The sequence below is a fragment of the Streptomyces sp. I05A-00742 genome (assembly GCF_013055795.1).
In the GTDB taxonomy this organism is placed as follows: Bacteria; Actinomycetota; Actinomycetes; order Streptomycetales; family Streptomycetaceae; genus Streptomyces.
The window spans coordinates 74,914-101,219 of the sequence record NZ_JABETO010000019.1 but is presented as its reverse complement, the minus strand read 5'-3'; the positions used below and the strand labels follow the sequence as shown (position 1 = coordinate 101,219).

29 protein-coding genes and 2 pseudogenes are annotated in these 26,306 nt (G+C 71.0%); 16 read left to right on the top strand and 15 right to left on the bottom strand.

Annotation, left to right across the window (positions count from 1 at the left end; genetic code table 11):
- Nucleotides 1–35: 35 nt before the first annotated feature.
- Nucleotides 36–848, bottom strand: a complete 813-nt coding sequence (locus HN013_RS19400) for an alpha/beta fold hydrolase (protein ID WP_171167890.1) — start codon at nucleotides 846–848, stop codon at nucleotides 36–38.
- A gap of 128 nt (nucleotides 849–976) precedes the next feature.
- On the opposite strand from HN013_RS19400, the gene HN013_RS19395 reads away from it, so the two are divergent.
- Nucleotides 977–1,882: an oxidoreductase gene (locus HN013_RS19395; protein ID WP_171167888.1), complete on the top strand. Its 906-nt coding sequence runs from the start codon at nucleotides 977–979 to the stop codon at nucleotides 1,880–1,882.
- A 205-nt stretch (nucleotides 1,883–2,087) separates the two neighbouring features.
- On the opposite strand, the gene HN013_RS19390 is transcribed toward HN013_RS19395, so the two are convergent.
- Together HN013_RS19390 and HN013_RS19385 are read right to left on the bottom strand one after the other, a co-directional pair.
- Nucleotides 2,088–3,191, bottom strand: coding sequence for an amidohydrolase family protein (locus tag HN013_RS19390; protein ID WP_171167887.1), 1,104 nt, complete (start codon nucleotides 3,189–3,191; stop codon nucleotides 2,088–2,090).
- Between the two features lie 76 nt (nucleotides 3,192–3,267).
- A complete protein-coding gene (locus tag HN013_RS19385) occupies nucleotides 3,268–4,308 on the bottom strand; it encodes a methyltransferase (protein ID WP_171167878.1) in 1,041 nt (346 codons plus the stop codon).
- Nucleotides 4,309–4,571: 263 nt separating this feature from the next.
- Here HN013_RS19385 and HN013_RS33710 point away from each other — a divergent pair, with 263 nt between their 5' ends.
- The 4 genes from HN013_RS33710 to HN013_RS19370 all read left to right on the top strand — a co-directional run bounded on the left by HN013_RS33710 (nucleotide 4,572) and on the right by HN013_RS19370 (nucleotide 7,951).
- A complete protein-coding gene (locus tag HN013_RS33710; protein WP_283247586.1) occupies nucleotides 4,572–4,706 on the top strand; it encodes a hypothetical protein in 135 nt (44 codons plus the stop codon).
- Nucleotides 4,703–5,974, top strand: a complete 1,272-nt coding sequence (locus tag HN013_RS19380) for a histidine kinase (protein WP_312018646.1) — start codon at nucleotides 4,703–4,705, stop codon at nucleotides 5,972–5,974. Before HN013_RS33710 ends, HN013_RS19380 begins: the two co-directional genes overlap by 4 nt.
- The gene (locus HN013_RS19375; protein WP_312018645.1) at nucleotides 5,971–6,645 is read left to right on the top strand and encodes a response regulator transcription factor; all 675 of its coding nucleotides are present in this window, start codon (nucleotides 5,971–5,973) and stop codon (nucleotides 6,643–6,645) included. Before HN013_RS19380 ends, HN013_RS19375 begins: the two co-directional genes overlap by 4 nt.
- Before the next feature lie 79 nt (nucleotides 6,646–6,724).
- On the top strand, nucleotides 6,725–7,951 hold the full coding sequence (locus tag HN013_RS19370) for a TerD family protein (protein WP_171167947.1): 1,227 nt from the start codon (nucleotides 6,725–6,727) through the stop codon (nucleotides 7,949–7,951).
- A gap of 93 nt (nucleotides 7,952–8,044) precedes the next feature.
- Here the strand turns inward: HN013_RS19370 and HN013_RS19365 are convergent, their stop codons facing one another.
- Nucleotides 8,045–9,073 carry an LLM class flavin-dependent oxidoreductase gene (locus HN013_RS19365; protein WP_171167876.1) on the bottom strand — a complete coding sequence of 343 codons (1,029 nt, stop codon included), beginning with the start codon at nucleotides 9,071–9,073 and terminating at the stop codon, nucleotides 8,045–8,047.
- Nucleotides 9,074–9,633: 560 nt separating this feature from the next.
- Between HN013_RS19365 and HN013_RS19360 the strand changes: the two genes are divergently transcribed.
- The 3 genes from HN013_RS19360 to HN013_RS19350 all read left to right on the top strand — a co-directional run bounded on the left by HN013_RS19360 (nucleotide 9,634) and on the right by HN013_RS19350 (nucleotide 13,206).
- Nucleotides 9,634–10,548 carry a hypothetical protein gene (locus HN013_RS19360; RefSeq protein ID WP_171167874.1) on the top strand — a complete coding sequence of 305 codons (915 nt, stop codon included), beginning with the start codon at nucleotides 9,634–9,636 and terminating at the stop codon, nucleotides 10,546–10,548.
- Between the two features lie 80 nt (nucleotides 10,549–10,628).
- The gene (locus HN013_RS19355) at nucleotides 10,629–11,681 is read left to right on the top strand and encodes a glycosyltransferase family 4 protein (RefSeq protein WP_171167945.1); all 1,053 of its coding nucleotides are present in this window, start codon (nucleotides 10,629–10,631) and stop codon (nucleotides 11,679–11,681) included.
- Between the two features lie 61 nt (nucleotides 11,682–11,742).
- Nucleotides 11,743–13,206 carry a hypothetical protein gene (locus HN013_RS19350; protein ID WP_171167872.1) on the top strand — a complete coding sequence of 488 codons (1,464 nt, stop codon included), beginning with the start codon at nucleotides 11,743–11,745 and terminating at the stop codon, nucleotides 13,204–13,206.
- On the opposite strand, the gene HN013_RS19345 is transcribed toward HN013_RS19350, so the two are convergent.
- Both HN013_RS19345 and HN013_RS19340 read right to left on the bottom strand, forming a co-directional pair.
- A complete protein-coding gene (locus tag HN013_RS19345; RefSeq protein ID WP_171167870.1) occupies nucleotides 13,188–13,421 on the bottom strand; it encodes a DUF397 domain-containing protein in 234 nt (77 codons plus the stop codon). The genes HN013_RS19350 and HN013_RS19345 overlap by 19 nt on opposite strands.
- Nucleotides 13,319–14,245: a helix-turn-helix transcriptional regulator gene (locus tag HN013_RS19340; RefSeq protein ID WP_312018644.1), complete on the bottom strand. Its 927-nt coding sequence runs from the start codon at nucleotides 14,243–14,245 to the stop codon at nucleotides 13,319–13,321. Before HN013_RS19340 ends, HN013_RS19345 begins: the two co-directional genes overlap by 103 nt.
- Before the next feature lie 119 nt (nucleotides 14,246–14,364).
- Between HN013_RS19340 and HN013_RS19335 the strand changes: the two genes are divergently transcribed.
- Together HN013_RS19335 and HN013_RS19330 are read left to right on the top strand one after the other, a co-directional pair.
- Nucleotides 14,365–14,664: a hypothetical protein gene (locus HN013_RS19335; protein WP_171167866.1), complete on the top strand. Its 300-nt coding sequence runs from the start codon at nucleotides 14,365–14,367 to the stop codon at nucleotides 14,662–14,664.
- Nucleotides 14,661–14,807 carry a hypothetical protein gene (locus HN013_RS19330; protein ID WP_171167864.1) on the top strand — a complete coding sequence of 49 codons (147 nt, stop codon included), beginning with the start codon at nucleotides 14,661–14,663 and terminating at the stop codon, nucleotides 14,805–14,807. Before HN013_RS19335 ends, HN013_RS19330 begins: the two co-directional genes overlap by 4 nt.
- A 90-nt stretch (nucleotides 14,808–14,897) precedes the next feature.
- Here HN013_RS19330 and HN013_RS19325 read toward each other — a convergent pair whose 3' ends face one another.
- Entirely contained in the window at nucleotides 14,898–15,527 is a 630-nt protein-coding gene (locus HN013_RS19325; RefSeq protein WP_171167862.1) for a class I SAM-dependent methyltransferase, read from the bottom strand.
- Nucleotides 15,528–15,563: 36 nt separating this feature from the next.
- Here HN013_RS19325 and HN013_RS19320 point away from each other — a divergent pair.
- A pseudogene (locus tag HN013_RS19320) lies at nucleotides 15,564–16,475 on the top strand (IS5 family transposase).
- A gap of 56 nt (nucleotides 16,476–16,531) precedes the next feature.
- On the opposite strand, the gene HN013_RS19315 reads toward HN013_RS19320, so the two are convergent.
- On the bottom strand, nucleotides 16,532–17,272 hold the full coding sequence (locus tag HN013_RS19315; protein WP_171167860.1) for a class I SAM-dependent methyltransferase: 741 nt from the start codon (nucleotides 17,270–17,272) through the stop codon (nucleotides 16,532–16,534).
- 287 nt (nucleotides 17,273–17,559) lie between these two features.
- Between HN013_RS19315 and HN013_RS19310 the strand changes: the two are divergent.
- Nucleotides 17,560–17,776, top strand: a pseudogene (locus HN013_RS19310) (transposase); the annotation flags it as partial.
- A gap of 197 nt (nucleotides 17,777–17,973) precedes the next feature.
- On the opposite strand, the gene HN013_RS19305 reads toward HN013_RS19310, so the two are convergent.
- Together HN013_RS19305 and HN013_RS19300 are read right to left on the bottom strand one after the other, a co-directional pair.
- Nucleotides 17,974–18,489, bottom strand: coding sequence for a hypothetical protein (locus HN013_RS19305; RefSeq protein WP_171167859.1), 516 nt, complete (start codon nucleotides 18,487–18,489; stop codon nucleotides 17,974–17,976).
- Between the two features lie 2 nt (nucleotides 18,490–18,491).
- Nucleotides 18,492–18,989: a hypothetical protein gene (locus HN013_RS19300; RefSeq protein ID WP_171167857.1), complete on the bottom strand. Its 498-nt coding sequence runs from the start codon at nucleotides 18,987–18,989 to the stop codon at nucleotides 18,492–18,494.
- A 350-nt stretch (nucleotides 18,990–19,339) separates the two neighbouring features.
- Here HN013_RS19300 and HN013_RS19295 point away from each other — a divergent pair, with 350 nt between their 5' ends.
- Both HN013_RS19295 and HN013_RS19290 read left to right on the top strand, forming a co-directional pair.
- Complete coding sequence (locus HN013_RS19295) at nucleotides 19,340–20,368, top strand: hypothetical protein (RefSeq protein ID WP_171167856.1); 1,029 nt, start codon at nucleotides 19,340–19,342, stop codon at nucleotides 20,366–20,368.
- Between the two features lie 316 nt (nucleotides 20,369–20,684).
- The gene (locus HN013_RS19290) at nucleotides 20,685–21,110 is read left to right on the top strand and encodes a pyridoxamine 5'-phosphate oxidase family protein (protein ID WP_171167854.1); all 426 of its coding nucleotides are present in this window, start codon (nucleotides 20,685–20,687) and stop codon (nucleotides 21,108–21,110) included.
- Nucleotides 21,111–21,293: 183 nt separating this feature from the next.
- Here HN013_RS19290 and HN013_RS19285 read toward each other — a convergent pair whose 3' ends face one another.
- From HN013_RS19285 to HN013_RS19270, 4 genes are all read right to left on the bottom strand, one after another.
- On the bottom strand, nucleotides 21,294–22,010 hold the full coding sequence (locus tag HN013_RS19285; RefSeq protein WP_171167851.1) for a tRNA-dependent cyclodipeptide synthase: 717 nt from the start codon (nucleotides 22,008–22,010) through the stop codon (nucleotides 21,294–21,296).
- Nucleotides 22,011–22,051: 41 nt separating this feature from the next.
- Entirely contained in the window at nucleotides 22,052–22,372 is a 321-nt protein-coding gene (locus tag HN013_RS19280; protein WP_171167843.1) for a DUF6092 family protein, read from the bottom strand.
- Nucleotides 22,329–22,910, bottom strand: coding sequence for a nitroreductase family protein (locus HN013_RS19275; protein WP_171167841.1), 582 nt, complete (start codon nucleotides 22,908–22,910; stop codon nucleotides 22,329–22,331). Before HN013_RS19275 ends, HN013_RS19280 begins: the two co-directional genes overlap by 44 nt.
- 391 nt (nucleotides 22,911–23,301) lie before the next feature.
- Nucleotides 23,302–24,000, bottom strand: coding sequence for a DUF4097 family beta strand repeat-containing protein (locus tag HN013_RS19270; protein ID WP_171167840.1), 699 nt, complete (start codon nucleotides 23,998–24,000; stop codon nucleotides 23,302–23,304).
- Between the two features lie 236 nt (nucleotides 24,001–24,236).
- On the opposite strand from HN013_RS19270, the gene HN013_RS19265 reads away from it, so the two are divergent.
- A complete protein-coding gene (locus HN013_RS19265) occupies nucleotides 24,237–24,752 on the top strand; it encodes a GNAT family N-acetyltransferase (RefSeq protein WP_171167838.1) in 516 nt (171 codons plus the stop codon).
- A 45-nt stretch (nucleotides 24,753–24,797) separates the two neighbouring features.
- Here the strand turns inward: HN013_RS19265 and HN013_RS19260 are convergent, their stop codons facing one another.
- Complete coding sequence (locus HN013_RS19260; RefSeq protein WP_171167836.1) at nucleotides 24,798–25,208, bottom strand: helix-turn-helix domain-containing protein; 411 nt, start codon at nucleotides 25,206–25,208, stop codon at nucleotides 24,798–24,800.
- Nucleotides 25,209–25,321: 113 nt separating this feature from the next.
- Between HN013_RS19260 and HN013_RS19255 the strand changes: the two genes are divergently transcribed.
- The gene (locus HN013_RS19255; RefSeq protein ID WP_171167834.1) at nucleotides 25,322–26,182 is read left to right on the top strand and encodes an NAD(P)H-binding protein; all 861 of its coding nucleotides are present in this window, start codon (nucleotides 25,322–25,324) and stop codon (nucleotides 26,180–26,182) included.
- Nucleotides 26,183–26,306: the final 124 nt, after the last annotated feature.

Genomic DNA, 26,306 nt, shown 5'->3' with positions numbered 1-26,306 from the left:
GCTGCTGAGGAGGAGGCGTCGAGTCCGCTACGCACTCAGCCCGCGAGCGCCCCGCGCAGCGCCACCGCGAACTCCGCCGGGTGCGTCAGGTAGCCCACGTGCCCGCCCGGGAACTCCGTGACCCGGGCGCCGGTCTCCTCCGCCAGAGCCTCCGTCGTGCGGTGCAGCAGCGTCCTCGGCCGCTCCTCGCCGGCCACCAGGACGAACCGGCCCGCGCGCAGCGCCCGGACGTCCGGCCGGAAGCGGGTGAAGGAGCGCAGTTCGTACTCCAGGCAGGTCTCCTGGTTGGCCCGGATGCGGGCCAGCATCTCCCGTACCGGTGCGGGGAGTTCCCCGTCCGGCTCCGGCGCGTCGTCCACACCGATCTCCTCCGTGAACCTCCGCATCGCCGGGCGCAGTCCCTCGCGCCGGTACAGCTCGTGGACCTCCTGGAACAGGGCGTGCCAGCGGTCCGCGTCGGGCAGCAGGTCGATCACGAACGGTTCGTGCGCGACCAGCGCCCGTACCCGGCCGGGGTGCCGGGCCAGGAGGTCCATGCCGGTCATGCCGCCGTAGCTGGTGCCGAAGACGTACGCCGGCTCCCCGCCGGCGACCGCGTCCAGCAGCAGGTGGGCGTCGTGGCCGCGGTCCTCGATCGTCTGGGGCGCGGGTGGGGCGGTGAGGCGGCTGCGGGAGTTGCCGCGCGGGTCGAAGGTGATGACGGTGTGGTGCTCGGCCATCAGGCGGGCCAGCGGTACGAAGAGGGCGGCGTCGCCGTCGCCGCCGTTGATCAGCAGGAGGGGCGGGCCCGCTCCGCGTACCTCGTAGTGGATCTCCGCGCCGGGAACGGTCAGCGTACCTGTCTCCATAGGTCCTTCAGGGTGCCTTGAGGGGTGGGTGCCCGGCAACGGCGCCGTCGCCCTTCCGCCGTCCCGTCTCGTGCCATGATGCGGGGCTGGTGTGCTCGCCGTCGTTTCCCTTCGGAAGGATCCCGCGCATGAGCCCGTCCTGGGACGCTGACCTGCTGGTGGTCGGGGCCGGACCGGCCGGGGTGGCCGCCGCCGTGATGGCGTCGAGCCTGCGGATGCGATGCGTGGTCGTCGAGGCCGAGCGTGTGGGCGCGAAGCTGCGGACGATCGGGGCGTTGGAGAACGTGCCGGGCGGCTGGTCGACGGGCACGGCGCTCGCCGAGGCGTTCGCGGGCGACCTGGCGCGGCACCGGGAGCGGGGGTGTCTGAGCGTGCTGTCCGGCCGCGCGGTACGGGTGGCCGGGCATGACGACCGTGCCGAGGTCGTGCTCGCGGACGGCCGCGTCCTGGCGGCGTCCGCCGCGGTGGTGGCCACCGGCGTGACCGCGCTCGCGCCCGAGGACGCCGCCTGGGTCGAGGCGCGGGAGGCCGGGGTCCTGTCGCCGTTGTGGCGGGCGGCCGCCTCTGGCCTGGAGGGTCGGCGGGTCGTGGTGCTGGGTGCGGACCGGCCGCTGGGCACCTGGTTGCGGGCGCACCCGCGGGCGTCGGTGCGCTTCGACGTGCTGTTCCCCGAGGCCGACCGGTACAAGACCGACGAGGTCGCGGACGATCCGCGGCTTCGCCTGCACCTCGTCGAATGGGCCGGCGTGGCTCCGGATCCGGAGGGGTTCCGCGTCTCCGTCCGGCGACCGGGCGGCGGTGCGGACGCCTTCGTCGTCGGCACCGTGCTCGGCAATCTGGGGTCTCGGCCGGCTGTTGTGCCGGGGCTGGTTGTCGGGGCGGACGGGTATTGCCCGCCGGGTGGGCAGCATGCGCGGGTTTTTGTCGCCGGTGATCTGAAGGGGGCCCGGATGCAGCGGATCGCGGTGGCGATGGGGGACGGATCGCGGGCGGCGTTGGAGCCGTACTACTGGGCGCGGGGGCTTTCCGGCTGACCCGCCGCGGTCGGGGAGGGGGCGCGGCGGGGGTGACCCTTGCGGGTGGGGTGCCCCGGTCCCACCCTTTCACCGTTTCTGCAGGGGCTGCGCCCCCGCACCCCCCGAAGCACGCTTCGCGCGCTGTCCTCAAGCGCCGGACGGGCTGACTCCAGCCCGTCCGGCGCTTGAGGACAACCGCGCGCAGCGCGGTTTCAAGGGGCGCTCACCCCACCACCCGCCCCCGCAGAATCACCCGTCGCGGCGCCCCCAGCACCCGGACGTCCTCCCGCGGATCCGCGCCGTAGACGACCACGTCCGCCGAGGCGCCCTCCTCCAGCCCGGGACGGCCCAGCCACTCACGCGCGCCCCACGTCGCCGCGGTGAGCGCGGCGGAGGCGGGCAGGCCGGCCTTGACGAGTTCGGCGACTTCCTGGGCGACCAGGCCGTGGGCGAGCGAGCCGCCGGCGTCGGTGCCGACGTAGACGGGGATGCCGGCGTCGTGAGCGGCACCCACCGTCCGGTACCGCCGCTCGTGCAGACGTCGCATGTGGTCCGCCCAGCGGGGGAACTTGTTCTGGCCACCGTCGGCGAGCCGCGGGAAGGTGGCGATGTTGACGAGGGTCGGGACGATGGCGACGCCGCGCTCGGCGAAGAGCGGGATCGTCTCCTCGGTCAGCCCGGTGGCGTGCTCGATGCAGTCGATGCCGGCCTCGACGAGGGGGGCGAGCGATTCCTCGGCGAAGCAGTGGGCGGTGACCCGGGCGCCCAGCCGGTGGGCCTCGGCGATGGCCGCCTCCACGGCGCCGCGGGGCCAGCAGAAGGAGAGGTCGCCCGTCTCGCGGTCGATCCAGTCGCCGACGAGCTTGACCCAGCCGTCGCCGCGCCGCGCCTCCTGCGCCACGTACGCCACCAGGTCCTCGGGCTCGATCTCATGGGCGTAGTTGCGGATGTAACGGCGTGTACGGGCGATGTGGCGCCCCGCCCGGATGATGCGCGGCAGGTCGTCCCGGTCGTCGATCCAGCGGGTGTCGGACGGGGATCCGGCGTCGCGCAACAGGAGGGCGCCCGCCTCCCGTTCGGTGAGCGCCTGCTTCTCGGCGGTCGCCTCGTCGACGGCGCCGTGGGCGTCGAGGCCCACATGGCAGTGGGCGTCCACCAGGCCGGGCAGGGCCCAGCCCTCGACGGTGGTGACGTCCCGGGCGCCCACCGGGCGGTCGAAGGTGATCCGTCCGCCGGTCACCCACATCTCGTCGCGGACCCCGTCGTCGGGGTCGGGGCCGGTGAGCACCCGTCCCTTGATGTGGAGCACCGTGCTGTCGTGCGTCATGTCCTCTCCCGTCCCGGTCCTCTCCCGTCCCGGCGAGTGTCCCGGCAGATCTCCGGCCGTCGTCCCGGCAGGTGTTTCACTTGCGGCCGACGACCATCGACTCCGCGCCTGCCAGGTGCTGGGTCCGACTCTCCCGGAATCCGGCCTCCGCGAGCCAGCCCCGGCAGTCGGCGGCGGTGCAGTCGAAACCGCCCGGGGTCTCGATGAGCATGTTGAGGCTGCCCAGCAGCCCGACGAGGTTACGCCGCCGGTCGTCGTCGATGAAGCTCTCGTGGATGACGACCAGGCCGCCCTCCGGCAGCGCCTCGTACGCCTTGCGCAGCAGCATCCGCTTCGTCGGCAGGTCCCAGTCGTGGAGGATGTGGCCGAGGACGAGGACGTCGGCGCGCGGCAGCGGGTCGTGGAAGAAGTTCCCGGCCGCGAACGAGAGCCGGTCGGCGGGGCCGCAACGCTCGCGGTGCCGCTCGAAGTTGCCGCGCACGGCCTCCAGGTCGAACCCGGTGCCGCGCAGGTGCGGGTGGCGGTGGAGCAGGTGGCTGAGCATGGCGCCCTCGGCGCACCCGATGTCGGCGACGGTGCGGTGGGCGGACCAGTCCACCTTCTCGGCGAGCGCGTCGGCGGAACGCATGGTGAGCCCGGTCATCGCCTGCTGGAAGCAGGCCAGCCGCTCGGGGTCCTTGTAGAGGGTGCCGAACAGCTCGCCGCCGTCCTTGATCTCGTTCTGCGGCTCGCCGGTCCGCAGTCCGTCGGCGAGGCTGCCCCAGAAGCCGTAGAGCCGGTTGTCGTACATCTCCAGGGCGCGTCCCAGGTAGGTGTCCCGGGCGCGGTCGAGGTAGCGGGCGGCGGAGGGTGTGTTGGCGTACCTGCCGTCGGGGCCGTCCTCGCGCTCCAGCAGGCCGAGGGCCACCAGCGCGTCGAAGAAGTCCCGGGCGGAACGCGGGTGCAGGCCGAGCCGGACGCGCAGTTCCTCGGCGGTCAGCGGCTTTTCCGCGAGTTCCGTGAAGAGTCCGAAACGGACCGCCGAGAACAGCACCTTCGACGCCTGGAAGCCGAGGGCGATGCGCAATATCGCTTCGAGCGGGCCGGGGTCGCCCTGGACGCGTTCGGAATCGTTCATGTGCTCTCCTCCGTATACGGACGGTCGCATGACGTGTCGAAAGTGGACCACGCCCCACCGCTCCGTCCAGTCCCCGGGCCCCACTTCCGTCCCCGGGCCTCCCTTCCGTCCCCGCCTCGGCACGCGCGGCGGACCGGGCGCCCATAGACCTCCGCCGACGCCCCGGCCACCTCCCGGGGGAGGATCCGTTTCCGCCTCCCGACGGGGGCGGATCACCGTACGGGCCGACGCGTCGCCGTGCCTCTCCGGACCAGGATGGATCCATGACCGGTACGACGACGGGCTCGCCCCGCACCGCGCGCGGGACCGTCACCTACGCTGTGCGCATGATCGACAGACCGCCGGCCGGCGCGCCGCCCCGCGCGCACGCGCTTCCGCACGCCCGTACCGCGCCGTGACGCGCGGCTCCCGGCCGGGCCCGCGCGCCGTGCTGAGCCGCCGTGCGCGGCTGCGCTGGGTGCACCTGCTGATCGGCGGTGCCCTGGTGATGCCCTACTTCCTGCTGGCGAACGTGCTCCTCTCGCTCGTCCGGCACGGCGGGGGCAACAACCTGTTCCTCTCTCCCGTCACGCAGATCACGACCTTCGCCGGGGCGCTCCCGCTGGCCGCCCTCTCGGCGCTGCTGTTCCCGCTGATCCGGCCGCTGGAGAGCACGACCGCGCGCGCCCTGTGCGGCATCCCGGAGGGCGAGCTCGCCACCGGCCCCGCCCGCACCCTGGCCGAACGCGGACGCCCCGCGCTCTACTTCACCCTGCACCTCATGCTGGGCGGTCTCGTCAGCGGCATGTCGCTTGCCGCGCCGCCCGCCGCCGTCGCGCTGTGCCTGATGCCGCTGATGAACCCGGAGGCACCCGGCCGGCAGCCCTGGTTCGAGGTCCTCGGCGGCCCGTTGCTGCCGTTGCTGGCCCCGCTCGCCGGACTGGCGCTGCTCGCGCTGCTCGCGGTCACCTCGTGGGCGGCCGGCGGCCTGCTGGCCCGCTGCGCGCCCGCCCTCCTCGGCCCGACGGCCTCGGACCGGCTGGCGGCGGCCGAACGGCGGGCCCAGGAGCTGGCGATGCGCAACCGGCTCGCCCGCGAGCTGCACGACTCGGTCGGGCACGCGCTGAGCGCGGTGCTCCTCCAGGCCAGCGCCGCCCGCCGGGTCCTCGGCAGCGACCCGGAGTTCGCCCGGCAGGCGCTCACCGCGATCGAGGAGACCACGCGCGACGCCGTCGGCGAACTCGACACCGTCCTCGGCCTGCTGCGCGAGGACGGCCCCGCCTCCGCCGCCCCCGCGCCGACCCTGGCCGACCTGGACACGCTGCTGGACCGCACCCGGGCGGCGGGCGGCACGGTCGTCCTGACCGCGCCGGAGGGGCTGGCGTCCCTGCCGCCCGTCGTCTCCCGCGAGGCGTACCGGATCGTGCAGGAGGGCCTGTCCAACGCCCTGCGCCACGCGGGCCCGGTGCCCGTGCGGCTGTGCGTCACCACCGACACCGAGACCCTGGAGGTCACTGTGGAGAACCCCGTCGGGCACACCCCCGCCCGCACTCGCGGCGGCGGAGGCCGCGGGCTGAACGGCATCGCCGAGCGCGCCCGGCTGCTGCGCGGCAGCAGCACCGCGGGCGCGCGGGACGGCGTCTGGCGGCTGTCCGTGCGCCTGCCGCTGAGCGGTGGCGCCCGGTGACCACCGAAGCCACCCCGCTGCGCATCGTCGTCGCCGACGACGAACGGATGGTCCGCACGGCCCTGTGCTCCATCCTGAACGCCGAACCCGACCTGGAGGTCGTCGGCGAGGCCACGACCGGCGCCGAGGCCCTGTCCGTCACCCGTTCCCTGCGCCCGGACATCGTGCTGATGGACGTCCGGATGCCCCAGGTCGACGGCATCCGGGCCACCGAGCAGATCCTGTCGGCCATGGACGAGCCGCCGCGGATCATCGTCGTCACCACCTTCGAGAACGACAGCTACGTCTACGACGCCCTGCGCGCCGGCGCCTCCGGATTCCTCCTCAAACGGGCGGGAGCGGACGAACTGATCGACGCGGTCCGGCTGGTGGCCCGCAGCGACTCGCTGCTCTTCCCGTCGGCCGTACGCTCCCTGGCCGCCGCCTACGCCGGGGAGCGCGCCACCCGGGCCGAGGCGGACCGGCTGCGGGCCCGGCTCTCCGACCGCGAGGCGGAGGTGCTGCGGCTGATGGCGGCGGGCCTGTCCAACGCGGAGATCGCGGAGCGGCTCTTCCTGGGGGCGGCGACGGTCAAGACGTACGTGGCCGGGGTGCTCGCCAAACTGGGGGTGCGGGACCGGACCCAGGCCGTCGTGGCCGCGTACGAGACGGGCTTCGTGTCCCCGTCGTAACCCACGGGGAGCCGGGAAACGGAACCGCGGGTCATGGAACCGTAAAGCCCTGTCGTGCGTTGAACCGATCATGACCGCTATGACCCCCGGCTCGAACATCCCGCTCTCCGTCACCCGTGTGACGGTGGACGTCGCCGCCCCCGCGCGGCTCGACGTCTCGGGCCTGCTGCTCACCGCCGACGGCAAGGTGCGCTCCGACGACGACTTCGTCTTCTACAACCAGCCCGCGGGCCCCGGCGTGACCCACCGCGCCGGGACGGCGGGCACCCCCGACTCGATCACCGTCGACACCACCGCCGTCCCCGCCGGCATCGAGAAGATCGTCGTCACCGCGAGCCTGGACGCCCCCGGCACCACCTTCGCCGGCACCGAACCCACCGCGACTGTCCGCGACACCGCCACCGGCGCGCCCCTGGCCACCTTCACGCCGCCGAGACTCGGCTCCGAGACGGCCCTCGTCGTCGTCGAGGTCTACCGGCGCAACGGCGTCTGGAAGGTGCGCGCGGTCGGCCAGGGGTACGCCAACGGCCTGGCCGGCATCGCCACGGACTTCGGCGTGAGCGTCGAGGAGCCGGCTCCGGCTCCGGCCGCCGCCCCGATCACACCGCCCGCTCCGGCCGCCGCGCCGATGGCCCCGCCCGCACCCCCGGCACCGCCCGCGCCCGCCGGGGCGTTCGGCGCTCCCCCGGCCCCGCCCGCGCCGCCCGCACCCGCCACGGGCGCGCCCGGGAAGATCAACCTGGACAAGGGCCGGGTGAGCCTCCAGAAGAACCAGACCGTCTCCCTCGTCAAGGGCGGCCGTCCGCTCACCCAGTCCGTGCGCATGGGCCTCGGCTGGGAGCCCGCCTTCGGCGCCCGCGCCATCGACCTGGACGCCTCGGTCATCGCCTTCGGCCCCCAGCGCAACATGATCGACTCCTGCTACTTCGGCAAGCTGATGATCCTCGGCGGCACCGTCCAGCACTCCGGCGACAACCTCACCGGCGCCGGCTCCGGCGACGACGAGACCATCACCGTCCACCTCGGCGGCCTGCCGCCCGAGGTCACCGGCCTCGTCTTCACCGTCAGCTCCTACAGCGGCCAGAAGTTCACAAACGTCGCCAAGGCGTACTGCCGCCTGATGGACGGGCAGACCGGCGAGGAACTCGTCCGCTTCGACCTCACAGGCTCGGAGCCCAAAACGGGCGTACTGATGTGCAAGTTCATCCGCCAGTACTCGGGCGAGTGGGAGATGACCGCCATCGGCGAGTACGTGAAGTCCAAGACGGTCCGCGACCTGGTCAAGCCGGCGGCGCAGGCGCTCTGACGGCGTCCCCTGCCCCCCGGCCCGTCCGGCGTTTCGGGGGATGCGGGGGCTTGCCCCCGCAAGAAACGGTGAAAGGGAGGGACCGGGGCACCCTCAACTCCCCCCGGCCACCCGTGCCAGCCGCCGGTACGAGTCCAGCAGTGCGGCGCGGTCGAAAGTGCTGGTGGTGACCAGCACCTCGTCCGCGCCCGTGCGGTCCACGAGCGCGGCGAGTTCCGTCGCGACCTGCGCCTCGGTGCCGTGGACGTGCCCGCGCAACGCCGCTTCGTAGTAGCCGCGTTCGCGGTCGGTCATCGTCCGGGCCTCGGTCTCCTCGGCCGGGGCGAGGGGCGGGAAGACGCCGTGGGTACGGGAGTGGGCCAGCGCCCAGGCCTCGGGGACGAGGAGCCGGCGGGCCTCTTCGGCGGTGTCCGCGACGGCGACGTTGCCTGCGACGACGACGTACGGCTCGGTGCGCCCGGCGGAAGGACGGAACGCCTTCCGGTACCGCTCGACGGCGTCCACCATGGCGTCGTCGCCGCGCAGCCCGCCGATCACCAGAGCGGCCCCGGCCCGCGCGGCGATGTCCGCGCCCGCGTCGTTGGCGAGGACGAACAGCGGGACCCGCAGCCCCTCCGCCGGCCGGGCATGTACCTGCGGATGGGCGGACGCCCCGCCCGCGAACCACTCCGCCAGCTCGGCGAGCCGCTCCTCGAAGTCCCCCATGGCCTCCTTGCCGACGCCCAGCGCCCGCCGGATGCCGTCGGTGAACCCCACGGACCGGCCGAGGCCCATGTCGATCCGTCCGGGGAACAGCGACTCCAGCACCCCGAACTGCTCCGCGACGACGAACGGCCGGTGGTTGGGCAGCATGACGCCGCCGGTGCCGACGCGGATCCGCGAGGTGGCGGCGGCGACGGCGGACGCGAGCACGGTGGGGGCGGATCCGGCCACGCCGGGCACACTGTGGTGCTCCGAGACCCAGAACCGGTGGTAGCCGAGCGCCTCGGCCTCCCGCGCGAAGCGGACGGTGTCGCGCAGCGCCTCTCCGGGGTCCCGTCCCTGCCGGGTGCGGGAGCGGTCGAGGACGGAGAGGGGGACGGAAAGCGGAACGGATGTCGGGGTGGGGTCGGCGGCACTCACAGTGGGTGCAACACGGGCCGCGACCTCGTGATTCCTGCCCGCCCGGCACCTGGGAGCTGGCCTGTTCCGGTCCCGCCGGTCCCGGCCATCATGGACCGCTCCGGCCCGTCATGCCTTGGGCAGCGATGAGGCGCAGGCGCACGGTGGGACGGGTGACGGAGCTCTGCTGTTTGCTCCTGGCACATGCGTGGCGGATGCGCCGACCGATGCGGAGGCCGGTAAGCCGCCCATATGGCAGGGAACAATTTTTTTACGTGACGCCCCCCTTTCGCAAAGGTGAGCTCCGGGTCAGCCTTGTTCGACGCGGCGAATGCCACATCAATCCTTGTCCCGCTGCACACGAAGCCGGGAAGGTTGATATGCGGACACGGTCAAGACCGAGACATCGCAGTTGACGTCCGGGCCTCGGGGGAGGGCAATGCTGCACGCGCGCCGACATTCCACCTGACTCCTCCCGGACACCCGCCGGCCGCCGCGTCGTCCACACCCTCCCGAGCGAACTCCCCGCTGTTCTCCCCGCTTTCCGTAGTGAGTGCTGCCCAAGAGAGAGGAACGCCGCTGTGCCCGCTGTCCAGTCCACGCCCGCCGACGGCCCGGCCCCCGGTGACCGCCCCACCGCACCGTTCACGGTCACGCCGGGCGGACCGCCCGACGTGGTGCTCGCCCTCGCCGGCGAATCCGGCTACCCGGGAGTACGGCTCGAAGCCGGAGGCGACGGCCCGGTGTTACCGCAGGACGTCTACGTCGCCCTCCCCCGGGGAAAGGGCCTGGAGTTCTTCCCCGAGAGCGGCCCGAATTGTCTGCTGACCGTGCTGGGCGCCCACGGGACCGCGACCCCATATCCCGGGACCCTGTCGCCGGACGGGCGGTCCCTCACCTTCCAGAACGTCGACCCGGCCCTGCCGGGAAAGGGAGCGAAATCCGCGGCCTGGGTGGCGGTGACGGCTTCCGACAACGCCTTGCCGGGAAGCACGGAACTGCTCTTCTGCGTGGGTGACCGAACATCTCCCTCCACACTTGTCCGCGTCGTGGACGACATTCCCTTCTCCGTCTCCCCCGGAGGCCCGCCCGACGTGACGCTGGACCGCGACCACCCGGTCGGCTACCCGGGCGTACGCGTACGGGCCGACGACGACGGCACGGTCCCCCCGCAGGACGTCTACGTCACCCTCCCCCGGGGAAAGGGCCTGCGGTTCAACGCCGAGGGCGGCTCCCACTGCCTGCTGACCGTGCAGGACACCCACGGAACGACGCACCCCTTCCCCGGGCACGCGGCGGCGGACGGGCAGGCCCTCATTTTCCCGGGCGTCAATCTTTTCCTGTCGGGAAAGGGAACGACGTCCACGGTCTGGGTCGCCGTGAAGGCGACGGCCGGTGTTCCGGCGGAGCCGAAGGAATCGACGGCCCTGACTTTCTGTGTGGGCGTCCGCACCTCGCTCTCCACGCCCGTCGACGTGGACGCGCGGACCTGGTGACCATGCGGAAGGAGCACCAGCACGTGGACGCGGTGGCACCCCGCCCGCCCCGCCCGGCCACGCCCGTCCGGACGCGGAGCATGTCCATCACGGCCCGGGTGTACGGATATCCCCCGGCCCACAACGCGGGATCCGAGTGGATGCTGCACTCGATGCTCCGCCCCCTGAGCGAACGCGGCCACCGGGTCACCGTCTGGCTGTCCCATCCCGGAACCATCGAGAAGAGCTACGAGATCGACGGAGTGCGCGTCGTTCCGTACCAGGAGGGCACCGAATTCGCCACCGAGGCGCAGAGCGCGGACGTTCTCCTGTCCCATTTCGAAAACGTTCCTCTCGTGTCCGGTCTCGCCAAGGCCCGCCAGATACCCGTGATCGTGATCTGCCACGACAATTTCGCCACGAGTTACCACAACGCGGCCGGAGCCGACCTCGTCGTCTACAACAGCGAATGGATCCGGCGGGACGGCGAGATCCACTACGCGCGCTATCCCGCCGAATTCCTGCCGGGGCGCACGATCGTCGTCCGCCCCCCGGTCATCGCGGAGGACTACCGGACGCAACCGGGCGACCGCGCGACCCTCGTCAACCTCAATCCCGACAAGGGCGGCGACATCTTCTGGCAGGTCGCCGCCTGGACACCCGACTGGGACTTCCTGGGCGTCAAGGGCTCCTACGGCACCCAGGTCCTGCCGCCGATGCAGCTGCCCAACTGCGAAGTCGTCAATGGCGTCCCCGGGAACGACATGCGCACCCACGTCTACAACCGGTCGCGCGTGATGCTCATGCCGAGCCTGTACGAATCGTGGGGACGCGTCGCGGTGGAGGCGATGGCGTCCGGAATTCCCGTCATCGCCCATCCCACCCCCGGGCTGGTCGAATCCCTCGGCGACGCGGGCATCTTCGCCTACCGTGACGACCTCCACGCGTGGATGCACGCGCTGAAATCCCTCAGGGACCCGGTGAACTGGGAACGCGCCTCCCGCCGGGCCAAGGCCCGTTCCGACGAACTGAGCGCGACCCCTGACCTCGACCTCTGGTGCGAGGCCGTCGAGTCGCTGTACGACGCCCGGCGCCGGCGGTCGTTCCGGGTGGCGGGCCCGCCCGCGGCATCCGTGCCCCTCTCCGCACGGTGAACCACCGCATCACCGAACAGAAACAGAGATTGCCCACGCTCCCCAGCGAAGGAGGATCTCCATGACGTCGAACACCCCCTCGGAGAAGGAATCCGCCGCCGGTCCCGCCGGCGACGGAAACCCGAACCTGGTGAAGGACGGAGGCTTCAGGGCCGCACCGCGCTTCAACTCCGACGAATGCGGTTTCAGCCGGGCCCTCGCCGCCGGCGGGGACAACACGCGCCTCGTCTACTGGGACTACGGCGGCAGCGGCAACGCCAACGGGCAGCCCGGCGGCAACCCGGGCGACTACATCGACGTCACCAACCACGAATACTCCTTCGCCCAGAGCGACGCGGAGGACAAGGTGGACAGCAGCAACGCGATCGACCTGGTCGGCCGCGGGAACGGCCGCCACGGATACGTCGGACAGCACCTCTCCGGGCTGATCACCGGCGCACAGTACGACGTCACCTTCTGGGCCAGCTCCCCCTGGTACAACGAGGACCCGCACTACACCACCATGTACTACAGCGTCAGCGACGGAACGGTCCGCGACGGCGGCAAGCCCTTGGACAACGACTACGTCGTCATTCCCCAGGCACGGCGCGACCCGATCCCCGGCGGCAGCTGGCGGCGGCAGTGGAAGCAGTACCAGAAGTCCTTCATCGCCCAGTCGCCCGACGCCTACCTCTCCTTCGCGGACGACACCGGCGACGGCTACTGGACCGGCACCATGCTGGCCTGCGTCTCGGTACGGCTCTCGGCGCCCGTCCACGACTACCGCATCTCCGGGACCGACCCGGCGAGCTCCGCCGACGCCCCCCTCTCCGCCCCGAAGGACACCCCCTTCGACAGCTTCCGCGTACGGTTCCTCGACGAGACCAACCAGCCCCTCTTCTCCCAGGACGTGACCCTGCGCCTCGAACCCCACTCCACCGGCTCCCACTTCTCGTACGGCGGCCAGGCGCCCCTCACCTACCCCGGCAAGACGGACGGCGACGGCTGGCTGACCGTTCCCGCCGGCACCCTCCAGGCCGGCCCCCAGGAAGGGCCCATGCAGATCTACGCGCGACTGCGCGGCACGGACCTGCACGGGCAGGTCGACCTGAGGGTCGGGGCGGCCACCGCCCGGTTCTCGGTGTCCCCCGGCGGCACACCGGTCACCCTGACCCGCCACGGAGAGACCCGCTACCCGGGCGTCCAGCTCCGGACGGACGCGGACGGTGGCGTACCGCCCCAGAAGATCCGCGTGACCCTCCCCCAGGGCAGGGGGCTGCGCTTCGTCTCCGAAGGCGGGTACCAGCTGACCGTCATGGACGCACACTTCGGCACAACGGCCTACAGCGGGACCCTGCAGCCCGACGAACAGTCCCTCGTCTTCGACGGCGTCGACCTCGCGCTCCGGGCCAAGGGCGCCACATCCACGGCCTGGGTCGCGGTGAAGGCCCTGCCGGACGCGCCGGCGCCGGCGGACACGGCTCTGACGTTCCACGTCGGCAACCAGACGTCGGCGTCGACGCTGATTCAGGTCCGCGCCGGGTGAACGGGCGGGCGCTCGGCTCCGCCTGTGGGGGCGGGGCCGAGCGCTTCGGTGAAGGCGCGCCAGGTGGGGGTGGGGAAGTGGAGGGTTGCAGAGTGCGGGCGCTTGCTGTCTCTTATCGAGACGAGGCCGGATATTCCGCTCGTTGCTTCGAGGCAATCGGCGTCACCGCCGCTGTAGGTGGATTTTCGCCATTCGATACCGCGCGGTGTGCGCACTTGTCGTACTCCTCAACCAGCCGTTCGATCATGGCGATCGACGGATCGGGGTGCAAGGCCGCGGCATGGACAAGGTCATAACGGTGAGCGTGCCGTGCCACGGCTGCACTGTCGTTCACGAGATGACCGTAGAGATCGCCTTCGAGGTACGCCATGTTCGGGGCGTTCTTGAAGGACAGCAGAGTCAGCGAGCCCCCCATGAGGGGATGACAACCTGCACCGAAGGGCAGGACCTGCACCTCGACATTGGGCGTCTTCGCCGCCTCCAGAACACGTAGCAGCTGGTCCCGCATGGCTGCGGGGCCGCCCACCGGGCGCCGGATCACCGACTCGTCCAGGACCGACCACAGGAGCGGCGCGTCAGATTTGACGAGGAGACGCTGCCGCCCCATCCGCGTCGCCACTTTCGCCGCCAACTCCTCCGCAGAGAGCCAGGGCTGTGCACTCCCGATGACTTCTCGAGCGTACGTCTCGGTCTGCAACAGCCCGGGTACGTGATGCGCCATGTACTTGTGCATGGCGGTGGCCTTGGCCTCGAAGTCGAAGAATTTGAGGAAAACGTCCGTCACCGGCGCCCGCTTGATGTGCTCCCGCAGGGCGATGAGCTCCCCCTCTGCCCCCAGCAGCTCATCCAGTCGGGTCGAAATGTCCTCATGCGGCACTTCCTTGCCCAGTTCGAACTGGGCAATCCGGCTGTGCGCAATGGGGACCTTGGCCCCCAGCTGCTTCTGGGTCAATCCCGCGCGAAGGCGAAGCTTCCGCAGCTTCGACCCGTACAAAGCCGGCAGGGAAGCCAGCGGGTCAAGTTCCTTGGGTGCAGGCACAGTTGCCATCCGTTTACGCTCGGCGCTGCCGAAAACCGTTACCCCTGGTGAGCGTAGCGCCACCGCGTGATGCTGAGAACGGAAACGGAGCGAACGAGCCCCCCACGGAGTACCCACCCATGCCCAAGGACCACCGCTGCCCCGACACCCCCGACCTCCCCGCCCTGCGGGAGGTCACCGCCCGCCTCGCGGCCGAGCTGCACGACGCGCTCGCGTCGTACGGGCTCGACGTCCGGGTGACACCCGAACCGCCCATGGACGGACGGGTGTTCGTCTCGATCCTCGACCCGCTCGGCGGAGAGGAGGCCAGGGTGCTGGCCGCCGCGCTGCGGGCGTACAAGGCGACCCGGCCGGAGACGCTGAGCCCGCGCATCGCGGCGGCGAACGCGCGGAGCCGCCGCCGGGACGGTCTGCGGTGATCGGGAAGAGGGCGGCGGCGGGGCCGTGCGCGGAGTGCCGGCGGATCAAGGAGCTGTACTACCGCGCCTGGCGCACGGGCGACCGGAGGACGGCCGTGGAGCTGACGGCGGAGATGGGCCGCCATCTCCGCCGGGCGCACTAGGGGGTGTCTGATAATTCCGGTCTGATCAGCGAGATTCGGCTGAGCTGGCAATCTGGAGGTGCGCCGATCGGCTGGGGGACTGGGCAGTGGCTACGAACGGCGGGCTAGTAGATGGGCGTCGAGGAAGCCCCGATCAGAGGCTGGATCGTGGAGCAGCCGGGCGAAGGGATCGAGCCCAGCATCGCCCAGCAGTTCGGCGAGGCGATCCACCGGCCAGCTGTAGGCGGGCGCCACCTTGTGGTCGAACCGGACCGGTTCTTGTCCGTCGGTCCCGAAGAAGGAGACCAGGAGCAGACCGTCCGGTGCCAGGACGCGTACCTGTTCGGCGAGCAGCTCCGGTAGTTCCCCCGGAGGGGTGTGGATCATTGAGTAGTGGGCCAGTACGCCGCCGAGCGCGGCGTCCTCGATCGGCAGGGATTCCGTCCGCGCCTCTTGGAAGCGCAGCGCCGGATGGGCCTGCCGGGCGTGGTCGACCATGCCGGGGGCAAGGTCGAGTCCGAAGGCGTCCAGGCCGAGTTCGTGCAGCATGGCTGTCAGATGTCCGGGCCCGCACCCGACGTCCGCTGTCCGCAGGTTGCCCGTCGCGCGCACCAGTTCGGCGAAGGTGCCGATCATGGCTCGGGAGAAAGGCTGTGTTTCCAGCCGGTTTGCGAACAGCGATGCGTACAGCTCGACGACACCGTCGTAGGCCGTCCTGGTCTCGTCCTGATGATTCGCCACGGGCAGGACTCTATAGCCGGTCTGATAATTGATCTTGTGGCAGGTCGAGGTGAGTTGACGGATGCGGCATGGAGGCGGATGGAGCCCCTTTTGCCTCAGGTGGACGGACGGGGCCGTCCGTGGCGTGATCACCGGCAGGTGGTCAACGGGGTGCTGTGGCGGCTGCGGACCGGGGCTCCGTGGCGGGATCTTCCCGACCGGTTCGGGCCGTGGCAGACCGTCTACGAGCGGTTCGCCCGCTGGGAGGCGGACGGCACCTGGGCACGGTTGCTGGAGCATGTTCAGGTCCGCGATGACGCGGTGGGCCGGGTGGAATGGACCGTCTCCGTCGACTCCACCATCAACCGAGCCCACCAGCACGCAGTCGGCGCCCGCAAAAAGGGGATGCGAACGGGGACGAACTGGAAGTTCCGGGCCGCTCGCAGGCGCGCCAGGCCCTCGGCCGCTCCCGAGGCGGGCTGACCACCAAAGTCCATCTCGCCGTCGATGGCCGGGGCCTGCCCCTGTCGATTGTGCTCACGCCCGGCAACGTCAACGACGCTACGGCGTTCGGCCAGGTCCTCGACGGCATCCGCACCCCGCGCCTCGGCACGGGCCGCCCGCGCACGACACCGGACCGTGTGCTGGGTGACAAGGCGTATTCCAGCAGGTCCATCCGTCATCTGCTGAGGCGCCGGGGCATCGCTGCCACGATCCCCGAGCGCCGCGACCAGGCGGCGAACCGCCGCCGACGCGGAGCCCTCGGCGGCCGGCCGCCGGCCTTCGACAAGGTCACCTACCGCGACCGCAACGTCGTCGAACGATGCTTCGCCCGCCTCAAGCAGTTCCGCGCGATCGCGACCCGGTTCGACAAGCTCGGCGACCGCTACCGTGCCGGAGTTGTCCTGGCTTCCTTGATCCTCTGGCTCCGCGAGTCCACGGGTTAATCATTTGTCAGACAGGCCCTAGAGCCTTTCCGGCGAGGGAATGCCTTCACGTCTCGGCTCGGCTCGGCTCGGCGGAACTTACGGTTTGTGGGTTACCCAGAGCAGTTCCGCCGGCCAGCGGTGTGCCCAGTCGGGTGGGTCGGTCTCGTTGTAGCCGTTGGGTGTTCCACGTTCGGGCCGCGGCTCGATGAGGTCGTCGATGATGAGACCCGCGCCGCGCAGGACCTTGACCCAGTCGCCATAGGTGAGCTGATAGCTGGTCGCGCCGTCGTCTTCGGCGATGGTGTTCAGCCCGAAGTAGTCCTTCTGCAGCGTCGTGGTCACGCGGCCGGCGGCTTCGTCGTAGCAAGCTTCGAACCATGGACTGGCGACGTTGAACACCAGGCGCCCGCCTCGGCCCAAGACGCGTGCGGCCTGCGGGACGGCCAGATGCGGGGGCGCCCAGCTGAGCCCACCGAAGTCGCAGAACACCAGGTCGAAGCTGTCGGCGGCGAAGGGGAGTTGTTCGGCGGCGCCTTGCACCAGCGAGTAGCGGTCCGCTCCCATCGCGCGGGCTGCTGCGGCGAGTTGGGCCTCGGACAGGTCGAGCCCGACCACCGTGGCGCCCTCGGCGGCGAGCGCTCTGGACCACTGGCCGGCGCCGCAGCCGAGTTCGAGGACGCGCTTGCCGGTGACGTCGCCCAGGGCGTGCAGGTGCGCGTCGGGGATGGAGTACATGCCCCACAGCCGGGGTGTGGCGCCGATTCGCGGGTCGTGCTCGTGCTGGTAGGCGCTGCTGATCTGGTTCCAGAGCCGCCGGTTGGCGGGGATGCTGTCCACGTGCCGACTCCAGCACTGCCTGCCGGGGGTGGTCAACACGATTAGGGCACTGGCCCGGCCCTCGCCTCGGTCCGGCCCTGGCTCGACCCACGATCCGCAGGACGAGCCCTGGCCTCGCCGTTGCACTTGGCGCGGGTAGCGGGTTCTGTGCGGTAACGCGAAAGTGACTTCTGCGCTGAGATGATGAACCTTGTCGAGGGGTTCTGTCGGTCCAGCGGAAGGCACTTTCTGCGTGCAGGGTATTGGTTCACGTCCCAAACTCGCCGTCAGCACCGCATGGATCGGAACTCACCCTCGCAGCCATCGACCTCCTCGCCTGGACCCGCGTCCTCCTCCTGGACGGCGAACTCGCGACCGCCGACCCCAAGAAACTCCACTACCGGCTCCTGCACGTCGCCGCCCGCCTCACCCGCGGCGGCCGCCGCCTCCACCTGCGGATAGGGGCGACCTGGCCCTGAAGACCTCGCCGCCGCCTCCCACCGCCTCGCCGCCCTACCCCGTCCCGCCACGCCACGCCAACTGACCAACCGCCCCGGCCACCCCCGACACGAAGGACCTTGGAGAACCCGACCACCGCGCCGGGCCCTCACCATGTCCACCGGCCGACACGGCCTCGAACAACTCGCTCAGCCACTCAACAACCCCAACTGAAACGGCGAGGTCAGGTGGGATCTTGCGCCGTCAGCCTCCGAGATGGCCGGTCACAGGCTGAAAACTGCTCCACGCCAGACCCATCCGGCGCCGAGGACTGTGTCACGCAGAGGGTTCTTCATCTCCCGCGAGTCGAAGCCGAACGTCTCGACCATTCGCCGACGGCCGTCGGGCCCCCGCTCGTACGTCCACTGCTTGGAGACCGTGGTCATCGCCCCATGGCCGTACTCTGCCGACGTGGCGATCCTGGGCGTGTCGCCGACCCATGTCACCTCCCATTGCTGGTCGAGGGTGCGCACCTCGTGCCTCCCCGGGACCAGTCGCATCCGAATCCGGAACTGCCGGTCCAACCGGCTCCGGGCGAAGAAGGTGTGCCAAGCGGGTTCCTCGATCCGCCACTCCGCCACCAAGTCCGCCTTCTCCTTGGAAGGAGCATCGCGTACGACATATGGCACGTCCGGGCCGTTGAGCGCGAGCAGCGCGGACCGCAGCTCGGCGGCGGGCAGCGGTGCCATATCGCTGCCGGGGTGCCGGGTGCCCGTGTACTTGTCCCAGAATCGGCCCATCGCTACGCCCCCGCCCTGGTGTCCGGGCGAACCGTGCGCAGAAACTCCTGGAAGTCGCCTACGACACTGCCCTCCTGCGCCGCAGTGGAGGTCAGGATCAGTCGGATCACCGCACGCTTGTGCGAACTGCCGGGATCCAGCATGGCCAGGTAGACCTGAGCCTGCACGAGGTCGCGGCGCGCACCGCCGGTGACAGCCGACAGCGTCAGCCTCTGGACCAGACCGGGCTCGGCTCCGGAGCCGAGCTCACCGCGACTGGTCACCGCCACGGACTCGGCGATCTCGCGCAAACGCTGCACCGCCTCGTCGGCCACGTCGGCCGGCATCGCCTCGTCCGGCCAGAAGTCGCCGTCGATGGTGATGTTGGCCGTGAACCCGGCGTCCGGCTGCGGGTGCAGCACGACGAAGGCCACGCCGGGAGCGCCGACTTCGTCCGGCGGGGCGGGTCGCCAACCCTCCGGCAGACTGAATTCGATCGGCACCGGCAGTGTTGTGGGCATTGCGGCCCCTCCTTTCGCATAAGTACATCAGGTGACCAGGCCGACGATGCCGTCCTTGATGTCGCCAGCCGTGTCCACCACGGAACTTGCCGTCCTCCCCCTTCTCGAAGGTCACCTTGGCTTCCACGCCCGAGCCGGCCCATGCCTCGGCCCTACCGCCGACGCCAATACTGCCGACCTCCGCGCCTCCGGCGGCGGAGACCTTGGCGCCTGCGAACGCCTTCACGCTGGCGTTGACGCCTTTCGGGCCCGCCCCGGCGCCGGACGGGGCCCATACCGGTCCTGAACGACGGGAGTTGACCGGCCGCGAGGATCGGCCGGTTGTCAGTGGCCCTTCTTATGCTGACGCCATGGCAATCACCAAGCAGACACTTGCGGAGGCCTGGCAGCGGACGGCCGCCGGACACGCCCTGCTCCACGAGGTCGGGCTGCCGCCCGTGGCTCTCTCGGACGACGAGCTGGATGCGTGGGCCGAGCGCGCCGAGGAGGCGGAGGGCGGCAGCCTGTGTCTGCTGGTGGACGAGGACGGCACGGTGCGTGGCCATGACCCCTACGGGGAGGTCTTTGCGACCCGAGACCTTGAACAGGTGCTTTACCTGATCGCAGAGGCTGCGATAGGCCGGCACAGCGGTAGCCCCGAGGAGACGGCCGTCGCGCTGGAGCGGATCGATCCGGAGTGGGGCAGACGGTTCCGCACCGGCGGCCTGGACGGCACGGGGACGGTCGAGGCGTGCGGGGGCGACCCGTGGGAGGGGCTCGCCTGGATCGCAAGGTCCTGGCGTGAGCAGCACCCGTACACGATCCTTGCCTTCTTCCGCGCGGCGCCCGGGCGAACCGTCGACGCCGAGCGGCTGGCCCTGTTGTACGGGGCCGATCCCGCGCAGGTCGCGGCCGGCACGCGCCTGAAGGACCTGCAGTCCGTGGACAGCGGCCGGACCCACTGGGACCGCCAGTGGGAGAGCTGCTGTTTCGGGCAGGCAAACGGGTGGACGTTCCTGCTCTACCACGACATGCCGCCGGGGTCCTTCGCCGACAAAGAGGCATACGCGGCGCTCGGGATCGAGGAGAGCGTGTGGCTGACCGCCACCTCCGCGAAGGCCATCTACACCTTCGACTACATACGGGACGGTCGCCGCGTCGACGACGACTGGGGCATGCTGGAGCTGATCTCGTACGAGCGTGGCCGTGCCCCCTATCTGCGGGGCGGCGAGCTGGACTTCCTCAACCGGGCCGTGCGCCGTGCCGAGCTGGACCACCCCGGACTGACCGACACGTTCGAGCTGTACTTCCACGCCTTGGAGGAGTCCCTCGGCCTGTGTCTGCCGCGCCGGGACTTCGTGGAAGGGGAGGTGCGGGCCGCGTACTGGGCCAAGGAATAGTGGTGAGTACGGCGAGGGGCGCTCATGGGGCAGAAGCAGGTTCTGCAGACGGGGGCGGGCAGTGGCGGGAGATGCCGACGGAGTTCGGCGCCTGGCCGACCGTTCACAACCGCTTCCGGCAGTGGCGTTCCGACCGCCCTTCCCGGCGGCCTCGCCGACGGGGGCGAGGGCGCCTCTGCGGTAGCCGAGGGCGGCCAAGGCGGTGAGGCCGGCGCTCCACCCGCCGGGAGACTGAGCCCGTCCATGCGGGGCTCCTTTCGGAACTCGCCGGATCGCCACGCTCCCGTAGCCGCCCGCCGTCGTTAGGGTCGGCCGCATGACGCTGACGATGCGGGAACGAGAACTGTTTCTGGCGGAGCCTCACATCGGTGCGCTGTCGGTGGCCGAACGGCCGGAGCGCGCGCCGCTGACCGTCCCCATCTGGTACCAGTACGCGCCGGGTGGCGAGCTGTGGGTGCGGACCGGGCCCGACTCCAGGAAGGCGCGGGCGATCCGGGGTGCGGGGCGCTTCAGTCTGATGGTGCAGCGGACGGAGCCGACGGTGCGCTACGTGTCGGTGGAGGGGCCGGTGACCGGGGTGGAGGAGGACAGTCCTGAGCGGTCGCGGGAGATGGCCGCGCGGTATCTCCCGGAGGACAAGGTTGATGATTTCGTCGAATTCGACCGGACGCGGCTTGGGGGGCATGTGATCATCCGCATGCGGCCGGAGCACTGGGTCTCCGCCGACCTCGGGGGCTTTTGACGCCTGCGGCGGGCTGTGCCCCTGTCCCGCCCTTTCACCGTTTCACGGGGCTCTGCCCCGGACCCCGTGAAAGCGGCTTCGCCGCTTGTCCTCAAACGCCGGACGGGCTGAAGTCAGCCCGTCCGGCGTTTGAGGACGCGCGCCGCAGGCGCGCTCACCCGAGGGCGCGGGCCCCGCAGGCGTTCACGCGCCCGCGAGCGACATCTCCCTCGGGCGGACGATGGCGAACGCCTGGCCCGGGGCGGCACGGAAGCCCTCGGGGGAGCCCGCGAGGTAGGCGGAGATGGGCGTCTCCATGTGGTACAGGACGACCGAGGTGGAGACGCCGAAGATGGCCGGGCAGTCGGTGAAGAGGGGCGCTTCGGCCTGGACGTACTCCAGGCCGGCCCGCAGATGGGCCTCCGTGACGGCGCCGGAACGGTTGTCGAGGATGTCCTGGACCATGGCGCGGCAGGTGGTGGCGAACTCCGCGTCCTCCGCGAAGGCGCGGTCGGTCTGCCGGCGGACGGCCTGGTAGGCGGGGAGGTCCATGAGTTCGGACAGGGCGCGGACGCGGAACCGGTCGGCCTGGGGGCCGAGCCGCTCCAGGGACCGCTTGATGCGCCGCCGGACGTCGCGGAGGGTCGCCTTGACGGATTTGGCGGCGCTCTGGGGGGTGCGGCCGTCGGCGAGAAGCATGGTGTCCAACGCGGTGTCGACGTAGACGACGTCGATCTCCCGGAATTCCCTCTCGGCCCATAACAGGAGGGCGGTGAGGCGGTCCTGGTTGAAATAGCTGTTGCCGGCGCTTATTCCTATGAGGGCGTGCTCTCCGCGCGGCACGATACGCCGGCAGTTCTCGCCGAGCGGCTCCCCGTGCATCTCGATGCGGGAAGCCTCCGTCAGCACATGCGGCGACATGTTCGGTTCTCCTCTGGGGGGTTCGGTGTTTCCGCTCGGGATCAGGCGGAGGAGGCGTTCTTCAGTGTTTCCGCCATCTTCAGACAGAGTTCGTCCAGCACCTGGCCGAGGTTCACGTCGCCGCCCATGGGCGCGAACATGAGACCGTCCAGGCGCTCGCGCACCTCGGTGAGCCCGGGGGTGCTGCCACCGGCGCTCTCCAGGATCTCCAGCGTCCGGCGGGCCGCGTCGGCGCAGCGGAACGCGCCGTAGTCGGCGGGCTCGTCGAGCAGTCCCCGGCCGCTGCTCAGCAGATAGGCGGCGAGGAGGGCGATGTCCTCATGCAGTCGGTTCTGCGGCGCCACGGTTTCCCCAGACTTCATAGCTGATCACCTCGTTCTTGTTTCGGCGGTCGGACGGCACGGGGGGCTGCGCGGGGCGCCCGACGGGCACGAGCAGTACGGGTTCGAGCGGGTCCGGGAGGCCGAGGAGCCGGCGCAGGACCTCCTCCCGGAAGCTGCTCACCGGGCAGCCGCCGAAGCCGAGAGCGTGCGCGGAGAGGAGCAGGTTCTCCACGGCCATGGCCACGCAGAGCTTCGAGGTCTCGTAGATCTTCCGGGAGATCTCTCCGGTGAACCCGGCCGTCAGGCGGCGGTCGACGCAGGCGACGACGACGAACGCCGGGGTGCCGATGATTCCGGGGGAAAAGGCCCGCAGGCGCCGTACGTTCTCCGGGTCGCGGACCACAACGAACGACCAGGCCTGCTTGTTGGAGGCGGTGGGCGCGGCGAGCATGCATTCCAGCATCCGGTCGATGAGTTCGTCATCGATGGGCTCGGGCGCGTAATTCCGGAGAACGGTCCTGCTCCGGATGACCTCATGGGTCTCGGGCAGCGTTTCCGGCAAGGGACTTTGTGGCATCACTTCCCTTTCTCTTGCCCCTGTGGGCGGCAAACGCCACTTGTGTACCCCACGTTCACCGACCCACTCAAGAAGTCAACACGGCAATATCCCTCGACACCAACCGGAACAGGTCGCTCAGTAAGGAATCGGGCGAATGGCCGAAGAGTCGCTACTGCCTTGGGCCTTCACCTGGCAGGCACACACACCCCGGAGCCTGTCCACCGCCGCCCGCCCGCCCCCGGGCGGACCGTCTGGCACAACGGGCAATCCGTTGTCCAGTACGCCTTTTCGGCCGCGCGCAAGGGCCGACGGGTCCCTCAACGGAGGGTGTTCTACGGCGATTCGAGGCTTATGTGCGCTCTCCGTCTCGGAATGTGGGAATGATGACGCCCTCCACTCAACTCCCCCTCTACGAGGTGACCGTGACGTTCCCGCCCTGCGTGTGCGCCTTGATCTTGTGCGAGGAGCTGTCGTCCGACGGGACGGTAACCTTCCGCTTGCCACCCGACGTGGTGGCCTCCACCGCGTAGGAGCCCTGGGGCAGCCGGACCCGGACGTCGCCGCCCCGCGTGCTGTCGTCCACCCGGTCGGGTACGGCGGTGAACTCGGTCGTGACGTCCCCGCCCCTGGTACGCGCGGTCACCGAGCGGGAGGCGGAGTTCTCGACCCGTACGTCGCCGCCGCTGGTCTCCGCGACGACGGGCCCGGACGTCCCGTTGACGGTGAGGTTGCCGCCGGAGGTCTTGAGGTGGACGGACACGGTGGGCGGCGCCAGCACGGTGATATGGACCGTGCACCGCTGCCCGGAGTTTCCGCAGTCGGTCTTCCGCAGCGTGAACCGGCCGTCCTTCAGCTCGTGTTCCGGGTTCGGCTTGTTGCCCGCGTACTCGTACTTCTCCGTCACGCGGACCTTGCCGCCCTTGTCGACCGGACGCACGGTGATGTCGCCCCCGAAGGTCTCCGCCTCGACGGCGGTGACCTTGCCGTCCACCGTGTACGTGCGCTCGGCCTTCTTGGTCGGGCCGTCGGCGAGCGAGCAGCCCGTCGCCAGGAGGCCGGCCAGCGCGGCCGCGGAGAGAGCGATGAGGGATGTGCGGTTCCGAGCCATGGGAGGTGCGTTCTCCAGTGCGGGAGGTCAAGGGTGTTCCGGTGCGTGCACCATCCTCGCCGCCGCCCGGTGGTCAGCGCGTCACCACGCGGGTTGATCCTTCTTCCGCCGCCCCCTAGGGGTCGCCCCCGCTTGCCTCGGGGGCGCGGCGGACCCGCAGTGGCTCCCGCCGACCGCCCCTGCGGGTCCGTACAGTTGACCGCCCGTACCCGCGACCGAACGAACGGCTACCCCTGATGAACCGGCCCGAAGGACTGTGGACCACCCGCCCCGAGACCGACGCCGACGTCGCCGCGGTGCGCGCGATCGAACTCGCCGCGTTCGAGACGCCCCTGGAGGCGGACCTCGTCGACGCGCTGCGGGCCGATCCCGCGTGGATCCCCGGCCTGTCCGTGGTCGCGCTGACTCCGGACGGCACCCCCGTCGGCCACGCGCTGCTGACGCGTTGCCACATCGGCGAGGAGCCGGCGCTCTGTCTGGCCCCCGTCGCCGTCCTGCCCGCGTACCAGCGGACGGGCGCCGGGACCGCGGCCGTCCGGGCGGTCCTGGAGGCGGCGCGGGCACGCGGCGAGCACGCCGTCACGGTGCTCGGGCACCCGGAGTACTACCCGAAGTTCGGCTTCGGCCGGGCGTCCGCGCACGGGATCCGGGCCCCGTTCGAGGTGCCGGACGAGGCGATGATGGTGCTGGGACTCACCGACCGGCCGTTGCCCGCCGGGACGATCCGGTACGCGGCGCCCTTCGGGCTCTGACCGCCCGGCGGCGCGGGTGGCGAGCGGGCACCCGCGTGACCCGGTTCACTCCCGTCGCGCGTCGTACCCCTCCTGCGCCGCCACGACCTCCGGTACGTGCCCCTCGACCCACCGGGCCAGCGTCCACACCTGCCGCGCCGCCTGCTCGCCGAGCGCGGTCAGCGTGTAGTCGACGCGCGGCGGGATCAAGGCATGCGCGTGCCGGTGCACGAAGCCGTCGCGCTCCAGGGTCTGGAGGGTCTGGGCGAGCATTTTCTCGCTGACCCCGCCGATGCGGCGGCGCAGTTCACCGAAGCGGTGGGAGCCGTCCAGGAGGGCGGCGAGCGCCAGGGTGCCCCAGCGGCTGGTGATGTGTTCGAGGATCAGCCGCGACGGGCAGTCCGCGATGTTGACGTCGGCGAACTCCGGTCCCAGGGGGTGCAGGGGTGGGGTGGCCGCCTCTTCCCTTACGTCCATGACAGGAGCTTACTTCAAAGTGGGTACTCACCAGGAGTTAGTACACCTCCTAGGGTGAGTGTGACGGAGCGCGCTTCTCCCCTCACCCGTCATCACTCGCCCCTGGAGGATTCATGAGCATCGTTGTCACCGCTGCCACCGGAAAGCTCGGACGGCTCGTCGTCGAGGAACTGCTGGCCAAGGTCCCGGCCGACCAGGTCGTCGCCGTGGTCCGGAACCCCGCCGCTGCCGCCGGCCTCGCCGATCGCGGTGTCACCGTGCGGACCGCGGACTACAACGACCCGCAGAGCCTGAAGGAGGCGTTCCGGGGCGGCGACCGGGTCCTGCTGATCTCCGGCAACGAGATGGGCAGGCGGGTCGCCCAGCACACGGCCGTCGTCCGGGCCGCGGCCGCGGCCGGTGTCGCGCAGTTCGCCTACACCGGCATACTCGGCGGCCCCGACGCCGACTTCGACCTCGCCGACGAGCACAAGGCCACCGAGCAGGCCGTCCTGGACTCCGGCGTCCCGTACACCTTCCTGCGCAACGGCTGGTACTCCGAGAACTACACCGAGAACCTCGGTCCCGTCCTGGAGCACGGCGCCGTCCTCTCCAGCGCCGGTGAGGGGCGGGTGGCCTCGGCCGCCCGGGCGGACTACGCGGCGGCGGCCGCCGCCGTACTGACCGGTGAGGGGCATCTCGGGCGGGCTTACGAGCTGAGCGGGGACGTTGCCTGGAGCCTCGACGAGTATGCGGCCGAGGTGGGCCGGCAGAGCGGGAAGCCGGTCGTTCACCGCAGTCTGCCGCCCGCGGAGCACCAGGCCGTGCTTGTCGACGCCGGGGTGCCCGCGCCTGTCGCCGCCGCGCTCGTCGGGGTTGATGTCGCGGCTGCGCGGGGCGTTCTTTCGGGCACCAGTGGTGAGCTTCGGCGGCTCATCGGGCGGCCGACGACTCCGATCGCCGAGTCGATCGCGGTGGCGTTGCGGGTGCGCTGACGCGCGGGGGGGGTGCCCCGGTCCCGCCCTTTCACCGTTTCTTGCAGGGGCTGCGCCCCCACACCCCCAGAGCGCGCCTGCGGCGCGCGTCCTCAATCGCCGGACGGGCTGAAGTCAGCCCGTC